Source organism: Actinoplanes sp. CA-051413 (assembly GCF_050955795.1).
In the GTDB taxonomy this organism is placed as follows: Bacteria; Actinomycetota; Actinomycetes; order Mycobacteriales; family Micromonosporaceae; genus Actinoplanes.
This window is the reverse complement of sequence record NZ_CP192100.1, coordinates 294228-307851: the sequence shown is the minus strand read 5'-3', so window position 1 is coordinate 307851 and position 13624 is coordinate 294228. Positions and strand designations below refer to the sequence as shown.

The 13624-nt window shown below is 70.5% G+C and carries 14 protein-coding genes; 5 read left to right on the top strand and 9 right to left on the bottom strand.

Translation table 11 applies throughout. The annotated features are described in order from the left end of the window. The 3 genes from ACQP2Y_RS01475 to ACQP2Y_RS01465 are packed head-to-tail and all read right to left on the bottom strand — an operon-like array spanning nt 1 to nt 2913. A complete protein-coding gene (locus ACQP2Y_RS01475; RefSeq protein WP_360550801.1) occupies nt 1–528 on the bottom strand; it encodes a SigE family RNA polymerase sigma factor in 528 nt (175 codons plus the stop codon). A gap of 31 nt (nt 529–559) precedes the next feature. Continuing rightward, a complete protein-coding gene (gene mqnP / locus ACQP2Y_RS01470; RefSeq protein ID WP_433723851.1) occupies nt 560–1456 on the bottom strand; it encodes a menaquinone biosynthesis prenyltransferase MqnP in 897 nt (298 codons plus the stop codon). Further along, complete coding sequence (locus tag ACQP2Y_RS01465; RefSeq protein ID WP_433723849.1) at nt 1453–2913, bottom strand: menaquinone biosynthesis decarboxylase; 1461 nt, start codon at nt 2911–2913, stop codon at nt 1453–1455. The genes mqnP and ACQP2Y_RS01465 overlap by 4 nt, the downstream gene beginning before the upstream one ends. Nucleotides 2914–3035: 122 nt before the next feature. On the opposite strand from ACQP2Y_RS01465, the gene ACQP2Y_RS01460 reads away from it, so the two are divergent. Next, nucleotides 3036–3968: a hypothetical protein gene (locus ACQP2Y_RS01460; protein WP_433723847.1), complete on the top strand. Its 933-nt coding sequence runs from the start codon at nt 3036–3038 to the stop codon at nt 3966–3968. A gap of 1053 nt (nt 3969–5021) precedes the next feature. Beyond that, nucleotides 5022–5663: a hypothetical protein gene (locus ACQP2Y_RS01455; protein WP_433723845.1), complete on the top strand. Its 642-nt coding sequence runs from the start codon at nt 5022–5024 to the stop codon at nt 5661–5663. Between the two features lie 64 nt (nt 5664–5727). On the opposite strand, the gene ccsB is transcribed toward ACQP2Y_RS01455, so the two are convergent. From ccsB to hemL, 6 genes are read right to left on the bottom strand one after another with little or no spacing between them, the layout of a single operon-like run. Continuing rightward, nucleotides 5728–6708, bottom strand: coding sequence for a c-type cytochrome biogenesis protein CcsB (gene ccsB / locus ACQP2Y_RS01450; RefSeq protein ID WP_433723843.1), 981 nt, complete (start codon nt 6706–6708; stop codon nt 5728–5730). Further along, nucleotides 6708–8336, bottom strand: a complete 1629-nt coding sequence (resB, locus tag ACQP2Y_RS01445) for a cytochrome c biogenesis protein ResB (RefSeq protein ID WP_433723841.1) — start codon at nt 8334–8336, stop codon at nt 6708–6710. The genes ccsB and resB overlap by 1 nt, the downstream gene beginning before the upstream one ends. Continuing rightward, the gene (locus ACQP2Y_RS01440; RefSeq protein WP_433723839.1) at nt 8333–9160 is read right to left on the bottom strand and encodes a cytochrome c biogenesis CcdA family protein; all 828 of its coding nucleotides are present in this window, start codon (nt 9158–9160) and stop codon (nt 8333–8335) included. The genes resB and ACQP2Y_RS01440 overlap by 4 nt, the downstream gene beginning before the upstream one ends. Beyond that, nucleotides 9160–9726 (bottom strand): TlpA family protein disulfide reductase, encoded by a 567-nt coding sequence (locus ACQP2Y_RS01435; RefSeq protein ID WP_433723837.1) that lies wholly within the window; start codon nt 9724–9726, stop codon nt 9160–9162. The genes ACQP2Y_RS01440 and ACQP2Y_RS01435 overlap by 1 nt, the downstream gene beginning before the upstream one ends. Continuing rightward, a complete protein-coding gene (locus ACQP2Y_RS01430) occupies nt 9723–10379 on the bottom strand; it encodes a histidine phosphatase family protein (RefSeq protein WP_433731682.1) in 657 nt (218 codons plus the stop codon). Before ACQP2Y_RS01430 ends, ACQP2Y_RS01435 begins: the two co-directional genes overlap by 4 nt. Next, entirely contained in the window at nt 10373–11722 is a 1350-nt protein-coding gene (hemL, locus tag ACQP2Y_RS01425; protein WP_433723835.1) for a glutamate-1-semialdehyde 2,1-aminomutase, read from the bottom strand. The genes ACQP2Y_RS01430 and hemL overlap by 7 nt, the downstream gene beginning before the upstream one ends. A gap of 133 nt (nt 11723–11855) precedes the next feature. Between hemL and ACQP2Y_RS01420 the strand changes: the two genes are divergently transcribed. From ACQP2Y_RS01420 to ACQP2Y_RS01410, 3 genes are all read left to right on the top strand, one after another. Beyond that, nucleotides 11856–12188, top strand: coding sequence for an STAS domain-containing protein (locus tag ACQP2Y_RS01420; RefSeq protein WP_360550781.1), 333 nt, complete (start codon nt 11856–11858; stop codon nt 12186–12188). Nucleotides 12189–12309: 121 nt separating this feature from the next. After that, a complete protein-coding gene (locus tag ACQP2Y_RS01415) occupies nt 12310–12696 on the top strand; it encodes a VOC family protein (RefSeq protein WP_433723833.1) in 387 nt (128 codons plus the stop codon). Between the two features lie 58 nt (nt 12697–12754). Continuing rightward, complete coding sequence (locus tag ACQP2Y_RS01410; protein WP_433723831.1) at nt 12755–13573, top strand: LLM class flavin-dependent oxidoreductase; 819 nt, start codon at nt 12755–12757, stop codon at nt 13571–13573. Nucleotides 13574–13624: the final 51 nt, after the last annotated feature.

The window sequence follows — 13624 nt, the reverse complement described above, 5'->3', positions numbered from 1 at the left end:
TCAGACAGCTCGTGCGGCACGGTAATTCTCCCTGTTGACGAACACCTCGGCGCCCATGGCGGTGCGCAGGGCCTCGAGGCCCCGCGAGGTGTAGCTCTTGACGGTTCCTTCTGGGCACCCCAGGGCCTCGGCGGTCTCCTGGATGCTCAGACCCTCCAGGTAGCGCAGAGTCAGCACGGCACGCAGCCGTGCGGGGATCTTCTGCAGTGCGTCACGGATCCGCAGCCGTTCGTCGACCGCGTTCGTGTCGTCACGCAGGTTGGGCCGGTCGGGCATGGCATTGCTCTGCGCGCGCTCCCGCCGCCACCACGGGCGGCGGGTCTCGTCGATCGCCGCACGGACCACGGCGGTGCGCGCGTACGCGCCCGGGTTGTCGATGCGCCGCCACTTCACGTACAACTTCGCCAGCGCGATGAGGACCGCGTCCTCAGCCGCCTGCCAATCGCCGCAGGTGAGATAGGCGAGCCCGCGCAGCGGCTCCATCTGCGCGGCTACGAAGGCGCTGAACTCCCTGTCTCTGTCACTCACAGCTGATAGACGGAAGTCGGCGGCCGGAAAGTTACAACAGAATCAGATCAAGGACGGCGAAGACGAACAGGGCTATGCCCACGAAGCCGTTGGCCGTGAAGAACGCCCTGTTGACCTTGGAGAGGTCGGTGGGCGTGACCACGATGTGCTGGTAGGCGAACGCGGCCGCAGTCAGGGCCAGGCCGATCCACCACAGCCAGCCGAGCCCGACGAGCTGGCCGAACCAGACGAACAGCGCGAAAGTCAGCACGTGGGTGCCGGTGGAGATGTGCAGCGCCGTGCGGACGCCGAAGCGGGCCGGCGTGGAGTGCACGCCGATCCGCCGGTCGACCTCGACGTCCTGGCAGGCGTAGATGATGTCGAAGCCGCCGATCCACAGCCCGACCGCGACGCCGAGCACCCAGGCCGGGCCCGAGCCGTCGAACGTGCCGGTGATCGCCAGCCACGCCCCGACCGGCGCGACGGCCTGCGCCAGCGCGAGCACGTAGTGCGGGAAGTTCGTGAACCTCTTCGCGTACGGGTAGATCACCAGCGGGATCACCGCGAGCGGCGACAGGAGCAGGCAGAGCGGGTTGAGCAGCGCCGCGGCGGCGAACAGCACGACCAGGGACACGGCGGCGCCGGTCCAGGCCGTGCGCACACTGACGGCCCCGGTGACCAGCTCGCGATTACGGGTACGCGGATTCTGCGCGTCGATCTTGCGGTCCAGGATCCGGTTGGCCGCCATGGCGAAGGTGCGCCCGGACACCATGGCGATCGTGACCAGCAGCAGGTCGACCCAGCGCACGCCGGTGCCAGTGCGGTCCATGGCGACCAGGGCGGACAGGTAGGCGAACGGAAGCGCGAAGACCGAGTGCTCGATCGCCACCAGCTTCAGGAAAGACTTGATCTTCCCTGGCTGCTCCGGCGCCGCGGCGACCGCTGTCATATGCCGTATTCCTTCCACCGCTTGTCGACCAGCGAGACGACCTCGTCCGCCATGGTCATCTCCTCCGGCCAGCCCCGGGTGTAGCCCTCGCCGGGCAGCTTACGGGTCGCGTCCAGCCCCGCCTTGCCACCCCAGAACTGCTGGTAGGAGGCGTGATCGAGGTGGTCCACCGGGCCCTGGGTGATGAGCAGGTCGTGGTCGTAGTCGACGTTGCCGAAGGCCCGGAACGCCACCTCGTTGTAGTCGTGCACGTCGCAGTCCTCGTCGACGATCACGATGAGCTTGGACAGCGACATCAGGTGGGCGCCCCAGACCGCACTCATGATCTTCTGCGCGTGCTTCGGGTAGCGCTTGCGGATCGAGACGATCACGCAGTTGTGGAACACCCCGGCGGCCGGCATGTCGTAGTCGACGATGTCCGGGATCAGCATCTTCAGCAGCGGCAGGAAGATCCGCTCGGTGGCCTTGCCCAGGCCGTGGTCCTCCTGCGGCGGCTTGCTGGTGACGATCGAGTGGTAGACCGGCTGCTTGCGCATGGTCATGCACTCGATGTGCAGCACCGGGAACGGCTCGACCGGGGTGTAGAAGCCGGTGTGGTCGCCGAACGGGCCCTCGGGCGCGCGCTCCCCCGGCTCCAGGTAGCCCTCGAGGACGATCTGCGCCTGCGCGGGCACCTGCAACGGCACGGTCAGGCAGTCGACCATCTCCACCCGCTCGCCGCGCAGGAAGCCGGCGAACAGGTATTCGTCGATGTCGCCGGGCAGCGGGGCGCTGGCCGCATAGCTGACCACCGGGTCGCAGCCGATCGCGACGGCCACCGGCAGCCGCTCGCCCCGGCGCTCGGCGACGGCGTGGTGGGCGGTGCTGTCCTTGTGGATCTGCCAGTGCATCCCGAGCGTGTTCTTCGAGTGCTGCTGCAACCGGTAGAGGCCGAGGTTGCGCTTGCCGGTCTCCGGGTGCTTGGTGTGGGTCAGCCCGTAGTTGTGGAAGATGCCGCCGTCGTCCGGCCAGACCTGCAGGCCGGGCAGCTTGCCCAGGTCCACTTCGTCGCCCTTGAGCACGACCTCCTGACAGGGGGCGCTCTTGACCTTCTTGGGCGGGACCGACTTGAGCTGCAGCACCTTGCCGATGCCCTCGCGGATGCCGGACCAGCCGACCGGCAGCTCCGGCTGGATCAGCGAGCCGATCCGGTTGCCGACGTCGTCGAGGCTGTCCACGCCCAGCGCCATGGCCATCCGCTTCTCCGTACCGAAGAGGTTGACGACGATCGGCATGTCACCGCGGGTCGGGCGCTCGAAGAGCAGGGCCGGGCCGCCGGCCCGGACGGTGCGGGTGACGATCTCGCTGATCTCCAGCGTCGGATCGACCGGTACGCGGACCCGGCGCAGCTCACCGGCCGCCTCCAGGGCCGAGATGAAGCTCTGCAGATCGTGGTACGGGAAGCCCTTGGCAGCCATGTTCCCAGTCTCGCACCACGGGACGGCAAGTGATCGGCGGGCGGGAACCGTCACCGGGGGATCTCGTCCGGCGTTGAGCCAGAGATGTGGTTTCCGCGCTGGTCAGGGGCGAGGTGGGCAGCTTGAAATTCCGGTCCGTGGCGCGCTGGTGCGCCCTGGGTGGCCTGGTCACGGCGCTGGCGACGGCCGCTCCGGCCGCCTCGCACCGCAACCACCGGCTGCCCGCCTGCCCGGGCGGTGAGGCGTCTGTCACAGCGCCGACCGAGCCGGCCGGCCGGCACGCCCGCAAGGCCTGCCGGGCCACCGGACCGATCCTGGAGTCGGGCGTCCGGCTCGACCGGATGCGCGAGCGGGCCACCCCGAGCGGCTATCACCACCTCGGCGCGGGCACCGGCGGCGAGTGGGGCGGGGTCTCGGGCCGCATCGAGATCGTGGACGGCGCGGTCCGGCGCAACACGTACGACTTCGTGGCCGGCCGCTTCATGGTCAAGCGCGACATGGGTGCCGGTTCCATCGCCTGGCTGGAGGCGGGCTGGGCCGAGACGGGCTGGGCCGGCAGCGGCCGCCAGCACATCTACACCTTCAACACCAACACCAAGACCTGGCAGTTCTACGACCAGTACCAGCTCAAGCCGGGCGACAAGGTCTGGCTGGACCTGCACACGGACGCGAACAACGTCTGGCAGGCGTGGCTGTGGTGGAACAACCGGTGGAACCTGCTGACCGCGCAGCAGCTGCCGGTCGGCTCCCGGGCGTACGTCGAGCAGTACGTCGAGGTCCACGTCGACCCGAGCCGCCCGGCCCGGGTGGTGGTTCCCCCGGTGACCGTGGACAACGTCCAGCTCCGGCCGCCGGACGGCGGCTCGGCCCGCTACTGGCGTGACGACGTCGACACCCAGATCGGCGACCAGGCCCAGCAACGGGCCGGCGGCTTCTGCCTGAACTGGGTGACCCGCTACGACACCTGGACGGCCGGCGACTGCGCCGGTGGCGTGGGTGCCGGCTCGCCCAGCTCACCGACCGGCGTGACACCCTCGGCCGAGGAACGCCCCTAGCGGGTCAGGCCGTGCGAACAGCGTCGGGCACCCGACACTCGGTACTTGACCTCAGGAAAATATCCGCAACGGTCTCACCTCGAACCCGTCTCGTCACGGAACGTAGCGCTGCGCTGCCTGCCGCAACGGACGCCCAACGGGCCGGAAAGGCGACGGCACGCGACCGGCGAATATCGATCGCGACAGATCAAAAGAGCCGGCGTAATGAATGGGCGCGATCCCCTTCACCGCGGTCCGGGTCATTTCATTCGGCGCCGCCGTGGCGGGTTCGCACATCTCGTATCGATAACGAGCGCCCCGGAGAGCGCTCCCCGTCTTTATGGCCGCCGCCGCGTCCATTCCGGTGGCGCCGGTCCGCGAAAGGACATTCGTTTACGCCCGGACGGGCGGGGCCACTTAAATGATCATTCCCGAAATGGATCTTCGCGGGCTCGGCGATGGAGATCATCGTGCGGATGAATGCCCTGGTGAGCGCGGTAAATGGACCGGGTCGGCAGTGCGGCAGCGTCGGGGGCACCGGCGGCCACCGGGGACCGCCGCCCGGCCCGGCCCACGATCAGGGGCCTCGCCTGCGCTTTCGGCCGCCGCTGTGGAGATCGATGGTGCCGGCCGGTATGGTGGCCACCGCGGAAGTCAGCGCATTTCCGCTCGATGGTGCGTCTGATTGGTCTCGGGCCGGCATCGAATGAGCAGGACCCGGAAAGCAGTTGTCGTGGCAGCTTCCGGAAGTGATCAAGGGGTCGGCCCGATGCCCGCGCGGCATCGCTCCGGCCCCTTTTTCATTCCAGCACCGACACTACCGGCGGGTAGGTCTTTTCCTCCCGCGGGTCACGCCCGGCCGACGGCCTATCCGGCCACCACACAACAGCGACGCTGCGTGCTGGAATACGTCGGCACCCTGGTGCACAATCAAGCACGGCGATGGGTTCCGCCCACGAACGGGACCCCCGCCTTCCTTGAGCTATGGCCCGAGACCAATTCCATTGACGCCTCATCACCCCAAGGAGCAAGTGCAGTGACAGTCAGTTACATCACAGTCGGAGGACGGGCGTGATGACCGGCGTGGTGCAGGAGCCCGGGGAACCCAACGAGGGCCGGCACCGCGCCGACTTCGCCACCTTCCGCCGGCCGTCCAGCGAAGCCCTGGCGCTGGAGCACGAAGCGGCCCGCATGCGGGCCAAACTGATGGACCCGGAGACCGCGCTCCGGGAGCTGGCCGAACGCCTGACCTTCGCCCACGTGAACGCGGGCAAGCCGTCGTTGGCCGTGCTGAGCGAAGCCGTCCACTACAGCAAGGGCACCCTGTCCAAGGTGTTCGCCGGCAAGATGGTGCCCTCCTGGCCACTGGTCGAGGGGCTCGCCGCCGAGCTCGGGGTGCCGACGCAGACCGTCATCCGGGAGTGGTTCCACTTGTGGACCGCGGCCAACACGTTGCGGCGCAGGCCGGGCGGGGTGCGCGAGCGGGCCGCGGCCGAGCCGGCCACCACCGCGGTGCCGGCCGTGCCACCGGCCGTCACCGGCTCGGGCCACACCTGCCCGGCCTGCGGCAGCTGGGTGGTCGACCCGGCGTTGCACACCCAGTGGCACCGGCAGGCCCGGGAGGTCGGCCGGGGAGGGCCTGCCTCCGGGGCGCTCGGCGGGTGGGGCGCACAGGCCGGGACGATCGGGCTGAACCGCGAGACGCTCGGCCGGTGAGCTCGTCCCCCGCCCCGGGTGGCGGGGCGGGGGACAAGCTCAGCGGTAGGCCGGGCGCAACGGCTCACATCCCGCCGGCGTTGGCGTACGAGTGCAGGCCCGCGAAGAACAGGTTGACGCCGAACAGGTTCATCAGCATCGTCACGAAGCCCAGCAGGGCGATCCAGGTCGCGGTGGTGCGCTTGACGCTCGGGGTCGCGCGGGCGTGCAGGTACGCCGCGTAGACGACCCAGGAGATGAACGCCCAGACCTCCTTGGGGTCCCAGGCCCAGTAACGCCCCCACGACGCCTCGGCCCACAGCGGCCCGGCGATCAGCGCACCGAAGGTGAACAGCGGGAACGCGAACGCGTGCAGCCGGAACGTCAGCCGTTCCAGCAGCTCCGCCGGCGGCACCTTCGCCCCCAGCGTGTACGGGAAGTTGCGCTTGCCCTGGTCGTAGCCGGCCCGGATGAGGAACATCGCGGCCGGCACGGCCCCGATCAGCAGGATGCCGGAGGCCAGGATGATCGTCGAGACGTGCACGATGTACCAGTACGAGTTCAGCGCCGGCACCAGCGGGCTGACCGGCGTGTACGCGATCAGCCCGGCCGCGCCGAGCAGCACGACCAGGGCGAGCGCGGTGAACAGGCCGAGGTGGCGCACGGCCGGCTTGCGCGTGATCACACCGAGCCAGACCGCCGAGCCGACGAGGGTCACCGCGAGGATGAACTCGTACATGTTGCCCCACGGCATGCGGTGCGCCGCGACGCCGCGGGTGACCACCGTGCCCAGGTGCAGCGCGAAGGCGAGCCAGGTGAGCCCGACGCCGATCAGGCCGAGCAGGGCACCGCGGTCCCGGGGCGGCGCCGGCGGCACCACGTCGTCCGCGGGCGGCACCTCCACCTCGCCCGGTCCCCCGGCGCCGACGAGCCGGCGGGCCGGACGGGTCGCCGCGCGGCCGATGTGGCTGCGGTTGCCGAACGCGTACTCCGCCGCGTAACAGACCATCGCGGCCAGGTACGCCAGCACGGTGAAGGCCATCAACTGGTCAGACAACTCCGCCATCACGGCGTCCTCTCCTCCGGCGTCCGGCGCGCCGCCGCCACGACCTGCTCGAACTCCTCGTGGAAGCCCGGATAGTCGGTGCGCGGCAGACCACCGGCCTCCATCAAACTACCGCCGGTGCCCGCCTCGGACCCGGCCGGGGGCGAAACCCGGAACCACACCCGGCGGCGGTGCCCGGACAGCGACAGCATCAGCCCGAGCAGGCCCAGCACCGCGCCGCCCAGCACCAGCGGCTGGGTCGGGTCGTAGCGCACCGCGAGGGTGGCGAACTGGCGGGTGCCGACGAACTCCAGCTTGGTGCCGTCGTCCAGGGTCCAGGTCTGACCGGGCGTCAGCCGCTGCGGCCGTTCGCCGCTGACCTGCTTGAGCTGGCCGTTGGCCAGCTGGCCGCGGTCCAGCGCGTAGACCGAGCCGGGCAGGCCGGCGTCGACCCCGAGATTGCCCCGGTACGCCGTCAGGAACAGCGCCGGCTCGCGTTCGGCCGGGAAGACCGAGGTCGGGCCGCCCTTCGGATCCACCGTGGGCAGATAGACGCCCTCGAAGGCGACCTGAAGGTCCTCGTCGCGCTGGTTGGTCTTCGGGTCGATGTTGACGTCGGGGAACTGCGCGACGCCCTCGCTGGTGAGCATCTGGTCGCGTGGCAGGAACGGCACGATCCGGGTCTGCTGCTGGCCGAACCGGTCGGTGAACCGCAGGATCGGCGCGTAGCCGTGGCCGAGCAGGTGCACGTTGGCCTGCGGCAGGCGCAGCGGGTGGTTGACCGTGAACTCGGTCGGGCGCCACGGCCCGTCCTGCTCGGTCTGCACGGTGGCGTGCGCGCCGAACGACTTCGGCTGGCCGCTGCTCTGGTAGGTCGCGTCGAAGTCGTTCAACCGCAGGCAGAAGAACGGCAGGTCGGCGGCGTCGAGGCGGGGGCCGAGGGTGGACTCGTCGTACTGCGTCACCGAGTTGCAGAAGCCCAGGTCGTCGCCCTGCACCAGGAGGCGGTTGCCGTGCCAGCCGTACCAGTGCCCGAAGCCCACCCCGATCAGCACCGCCAGCAGCGCGAAGTGGAACAACAGGTTGCCGGTTTCCTTGAGCAGGCCCTTCTCGGCCGAGACCGTCCACGTGCCGTCCGGCCGCTCGCGCACGACTGTGCGGAAGCGGTGCCGGCGCAGGCCGGCGGCGACGGCAGCGGCCGCGGTGGCCGGGTCGTCGGGTCGCGGCTCTGCCGCCGCGTGCTGCGGCAGCCGCTCCAGCCGGCGAGGAGCATCCGGGGGTACGGTGCGCAGCGCGCGCACGTGGTCGAGCAGCCGCGGTATCACGCAGCCGACCAGTGAGGTGAACAGCAGCAGGTAGATGGACGCGAACCAGGGCGAGGCGTAGACGTCGAAGCCGCCCAGCCGGCTCAGCACCGGGGCCAGGTCGGGATGGTCCCGGAAGTAGCCGGCGACGTTCTCCGGATTGATCGCGCGCTGCGGCAGCACCGAGCCCGGGATCGCGGCCACGGCCAGCAGGAACAGCAACACGAGGGCCGTACGCATGCTGGTGAGCTGCCGCCAGGAGTTGCGCAGCAGCGCCCACAGCCGGTTGGGCCGGCGCGGCGGTGGCTCGGCGGCGGGCGCGGGGCGCTGCTCGACGACGGTCACAGCAGGGTCCCGGCGTCGAAGTTGAACGTGGTGACCAGCCAGATCAGGAAGCTGTTCCAGCCGCCGGTGACCAGGGCCAGGCCGACCAGGACCAGCAGCACGCCGCCGATCCGGGTGACCCACCGGCTGTTGCGGCGCACGGCCTTGAAGACGCCGAGCAGCCGGCGGAAGAAGAGCCCGAACAGCACGAACGGCACCCCGAGCCCGAGGCTGTAGGCCAGGGCCAGCACGACGGCCCGGTCGGTCTGCCCGCTGGTGGTGGCCAGGCCGAGGACCGCGCCCAGGGTGGGGCCGGTGCAGGGCAGCCAGGAGAGCCCGAACAGCGCCCCGAGGACCGGCGCCCCGGCCAGGCCGGCGTTGGGCAGCCAGTTGATCCGGGCCTGGCCCTGCATACCGGGGACCAGGCCGATGAACATCAGGCCGAGCACGATGATCAGCACCCCGAGCACGATGTTGAGGGTGCGCTCGTGGGTCTTCAGCGCCAGGCCGATGTTGGCGACCAGGGTGGCCAGCAGCATGAACACGACGGAGAAGCCGACGACGAAAAGCACCGTCCCGGCCAGGACCCGGCCGCGTCCGGCGGTCCGTGCCTGCGGCTTGGTGGCCACCGCGACGGATCCGCCCGGCTCCGGCTGCGACTTGGGGGGCACGCCCAGCGCGGCGTCGAGATCAGCGCCGGCCAGCCCGGTGACGTACGAGAGGTAGCCGGGCATGAGCGGCAGCACACACGGCGACAGGAAGCTGACCAGACCGGCTATCGCAGCAGCGCCGATCGCCAGCAGCAACGGACCACTGCTGGCGACGTCGGCGAAGGTCTCCCCCATCAGCCCGGGCCCTCCGCGGCGATCCGCTCGACCACCGGCTGCAGCACACCGATCGTGGTGGCCCCGCGGATGCCCGCGGCGATCCGGCCCTGCCGGTCCAGGATCAGCGTGGCCGGGGTGGTGACCTGCGTGACGTCGAACTTGAGAGCGACGCTGCCGTTCGGGTCGTAGATGCTCGGATAGGTCACCCCGAAGCCGCGCTCGAACGCCTTCGCCGGATCCTTCTCGTCACGCGAGTTGACCCCCACGAAGGTCACGTTCTTGTCCTTGGTGGCCTGGTACGTGCGCTCCAGATCGTCCGCCTCGGCCCGGCACGGGTTGCACCACGAGCCCCAGAAGTTGACGACGACCACCTTGCCGCGGTCCTGCGTGACGTCGTACGTGCCGCCGGCGAGCAGCTCACCGGTGACCGCGCGGGCCTCGGGACGCTGGTCCGGGGTGCACTCGATGACCCGGTCGGCGTTCGTCGAGCACTTCTTCTCCCAGCTCTCCTCCCCGCAACCGGCCAGCGCACCGGCCGTGACGGCGGCGGTGAGGGCGACTGCGGTGAGCCGGCGCACGGTCATGCCCCCTTGGCCGTCCGGGCGCTCGGGGACATGGCCACCAGGGCGGCGGCGGGCTCGGCGTACTCGATGCCGACGACCTTCGCGTCCTCGAAGACGAACGAGGTGAGGCTGGCCAGGCCGCACTGGCGGCGGCGCGGGTCGTGCCAGAGGCGCTTCTTCTCGACGTACCGGCGCAGGGTCCAGATCGGCAGCTGGTGCGAGACGCAGACCGCCTCGTGCCCCTCGGCGGCGACCCGGGCGGCCTGCACGGCGGCGAACATCCGCTGGGCGATCTGCAGATAGGCCTCGCCCCAGGACGGGGTGATCGGGTCGCGCAGCACCCACCAGTTGCGCGGGTTGCTGAACGCGCCGTCGCCGACCGACACCTTCTTGCCCTCGAAGAAGTTGGCGCTCTCGATCAGCCGGGTGTCGGTGGCCGTCTCGAGCTTGAAGTGGGCCGCGAACGGCTCGGCCGTCTCCTGCGCGCGTTCCAGCGGGCTGGCCACCACGTGCGTGACGTCGCGGTCAGCGAGCGCCTCGGTGGCCGCCTTGGCCATCTGCCGGCCCAGCTCCGAGAGGTGGAAATCGGGCAGGCGGCCGTACAGGATCTTGCCTGGGTTGTGGACCTCGCCGTGCCGCAGCACGTGCACCGTGGTCTTGGTCGGGCTCAAGATTGTGCTCCCCCCGCTGCCGCGGCGGCCCGCGCCGCCGCCGGCAGTGCCGCGCTGATCTGCTCCAAGGCGGCGTCGTCGAGCGCCGCCGAGACGAACCACGACTCGAACGCGCTCGGCGGCAGATAGACACCGCAGGAGAGCATCGCGTGGAAGAACGCCCGGAACGCGGCCGTGTCCTGGGTCTTCGCCGAGTCGTAGTCGACGACCTCGGCGTCCGTGAAGAAGACGGAGAACATGTTGCCGGCGAAGGACAGCCGGTGCGGGACGCCCGCGGTGTTCAGGGCGTCCGAGGCGAGCGCGCCGATCGTGGCGGAGACCTCGTCGAGCCGCTTGTAGACCGCGTCGTCGGCCAGCCGCAGGCTGGTCAGGCCGGCCGCGCAGGCCAGCGGGTTACCGGAGAGCGTGCCGGCCTGATAGACCGGCCCGGCCGGGGCCAGCCGGGACATGATCTCGGTGCGGCCCCCGAAGGCCGCGGCGGGCAGGCCACCCCCCATGACCTTCCCGTACGTGAAGAGGTCGGCGTCCACGGGATCAAGCCCGGTCCAGCCGCCCGGTGACACCCGGAAGCCGGTCATCACCTCGTCGACGATGAGCAGGGCCCCGGCGGCGTGGGCCAGCTCGGCGAGCCGCTGGTTGAAGCCGGCCCGCGGCGGGATCACGCCCATGTTGCCGGCGGCGGCCTCGGTGATGATCGCGGCGATGTCGTCGTTGTCCCGGAAGACCGCCTCGACCGCGGCGACGTCGTTGTACGGCAGCACGATGGTCTCGCTGGCCGCCGCGCCGGTGACCCCGGGCGAATCGGGCAGGCCCAGCGTGGCGACGCCGGAACCGGCCGCGGCCAGCAACGCGTCGACGTGGCCGTGGTAGCAGCCGGCAAACTTGACGATCTTGCTGCGGCCGGTGAAGCCGCGGGCCAGCCGGATCGCGGTCATGGTGGCCTCGGTGCCCGAGCTGACCAGGCGCACCTGCTCGACCGGGGTGCGCCGGACGATCTCCTCGGCCAGCTCCACCTCGCCCTGCGTCGGAGTGCCGAAGCTGGTGCCGAGCGCGGCGGCGGCCTGCACGGCGGCGACGATCGCCGGGTGCGCGTGCCCGTGGATCAGCGGACCCCACGAGCAGACCAGGTCCACGTAGCGGCGCCCGTCGACGTCGACCATCCACGGGCCCTCACCGCGGGCCATGAACCGGGGTGTGCCGCCCACGGAGTTGAACGCACGCACGGGTGAATTGACCCCGCCGGGCACGATGCCCTTGGCGCGGTCGAACAGGGCCTGGGAGACCGGGGCCTCGTCCGGGTACGGACTGCCCGCGGCGTGGTTTGAGGTGGTCACGGCGGATCCCATTCTGTCAGCGCCGGGCGGCGGCCGCCTTAGCAGCCCCGGGGGCGGGTTGTACAGGTCACGATCGGTGGGTGGATGCGGGGCGGATGAACCGTGCCAACAGGCTGGATTCCACCGCTCGCGATAGGCTGACCCGGTGGAGCGACCGGAGCTGTCCATCGCGGTTGAGCGAGCCCCCGACGAGGTTGTCTTCCACCTCGCCGGTGAGATCGACGTGCTCACGGTGGCCAAACTGTCCGCCATGGTGAACGAGACCCTGCTGGAACCGGAACCACCCTCCCGGATCGTGCTCGACATGTCCGGCGTGACCTTCTGCGACTCGCAGGGCCTGGGCACCCTGGTGGTGCTCAGCCGTAAGGCCCAGCATGCCCGCGCGGTGCTGGCTCTGACCAACGTCGGCGACTTCCTGCTCCGCGTCCTGGACATCACCGGCCTGCGCAGTGCCCTGATGATCTCCAGCGCTACCTGATAGGTTCCTGTCGAGCCCCGGATGGGCCGACACGGAGGGAAAGCTGTTCGGCCATCCTCCGTGGGCTCATCCACCCTGGGTGGCTGCTCTCCGTGACAGGGATCGAGCAGTAGGGACGACATTGAGCGCGACGTTCAACCACACCATCATCGCCGCGAAGGACCGCACCGTCTCGGCCGCCTTCTACCGTGACGTGCTGGAAGCAGCCGACGCCCCGTCCTGGGGCTTCTTCACCAACCTCCAGCTGGACGACGGCGTGCTGCTCCAGTTCGCCGAGCCGCCGGTCGAGATCCAGATGCAGCACTACGCCTTCCTGGTGGACGACGAGCAGTTCGACCGGGCGTACGCGCTGCTCCGTGAGCGCGGCATCGAGCACTGGGCGGACCCGCAGATGCAGCGCCCGGGCGAGACGAACACCGAGCACGGCGGCCGCGGCGTGTACTTCAAGGACCCGGCCGGTCACGCCCTGGAGCTGATCACCCGGCCGTACCTACGCTCCCCGCAGTAGCCGGAACGCCGCCCCCGGGACGACGACACCGTCCCGGGGGCGGCACCACGCTGAGGCCATGACGTTTCGATTCGGCGTAGTGGCAGCAACGGCCCGCACGGGCGCGGAATGGACCACCACCGCGCAACAGGCGGAGGAACTCGGCTACGACACCCTGCTCGTCCCGGACACCGTGCACACGTTGTCACCGTTCGCGGCACTGGCCGCCGCTGCGGCGTGCACCGAGAGGCTGCGGGTCGGCACCTATGTGCTGAGTGCCCCGAACCGCGCGCCCGGACTGGTGGCCTGGGAGACAAGAACCTTGCAACTCCTGAGTGGTGGCCGCTTCGAGCTGGGCATCGGGGGCGGGCGGCCGGGCGCCGAACGGGATGCTGCGACGCTGGGCGCGGAGTTCGGGACACCGGGCGAGCGGTTGCGGCGGGTGGCGGACACGATCCGGGCCGTCCGCGAACTCCCCGGCGGCGGCCCGCCGGTGCTGGTGGCGGCGAGCAAGCCGGGGATGCTGCGGCTGGCCGCCGAGCAGGCCGACATCGTTGCCCTCGGCCTGCCCCCGCAGTCGTCGGAGGAGGAACTGGCCGAGACAGTCGCACGGCTCCGCGGCTTCGGCGGGTCGCCGGAAGTGCACGTCAACGTGGCGGCGGTGGCTGAGACGGCCGAGGCGGTGCCGGAGTGGGTGGACCGGATGGTCGACGGCGATGCCCGCCGGATGGCGGGGGCGGGCGGCATCGCGTTCCTCATCGGGGAACCCGGCCGGATCGCCGAGAGACTCCACCGGCGGCGGGCTGAGCTGGGCATCTCCTACATCGGAGTGAGCGCCATGTTCATGCACCAGTTCGCCCCGGTGATCACCCACCTGCGCGCGGATGACTCTTCGTGAGCGCAGCGATACGGTTCTACCCTGGAACGGCCACTCGGCTCGGACGGGGGA

What these genes read in the sequence shown, in the direction of transcription:
- ACQP2Y_RS01440 (WP_433723839.1), bottom strand. Translation starts at nt 9,160, where the DNA reads ATGGGGGAGACCTTCGCCGACGTCGCCAGCAGTGGTCCGTTGCTGCTG.
- ACQP2Y_RS01410 (WP_433723831.1), top strand. Translation starts at nt 12,755, where the DNA reads ATGACGTTTCGATTCGGCGTAGTGGCAGCAACGGCCCGCACGGGCGCG.
- ccsB (WP_433723843.1), bottom strand. Translation starts at nt 6,708, where the DNA reads ATGGCGGAGTTGTCTGACCAGTTGATGGCCTTCACCGTGCTGGCGTAC.
- mqnP (WP_433723851.1), bottom strand. Translation starts at nt 1,456, where the DNA reads ATGACAGCGGTCGCCGCGGCGCCGGAGCAGCCAGGGAAGATCAAGTCT.
- ACQP2Y_RS01435 (WP_433723837.1), bottom strand. Translation starts at nt 9,726, where the DNA reads ATGACCGTGCGCCGGCTCACCGCAGTCGCCCTCACCGCCGCCGTCACG.
- ACQP2Y_RS01465 (WP_433723849.1), bottom strand. Translation starts at nt 2,913, where the DNA reads ATGGCTGCCAAGGGCTTCCCGTACCACGATCTGCAGAGCTTCATCTCG.
- hemL (WP_433723835.1), bottom strand. Translation starts at nt 11,722, where the DNA reads ATGGGATCCGCCGTGACCACCTCAAACCACGCCGCGGGCAGTCCGTAC.
- ACQP2Y_RS01455 (WP_433723845.1), top strand. Translation starts at nt 5,022, where the DNA reads ATGACCGGCGTGGTGCAGGAGCCCGGGGAACCCAACGAGGGCCGGCAC.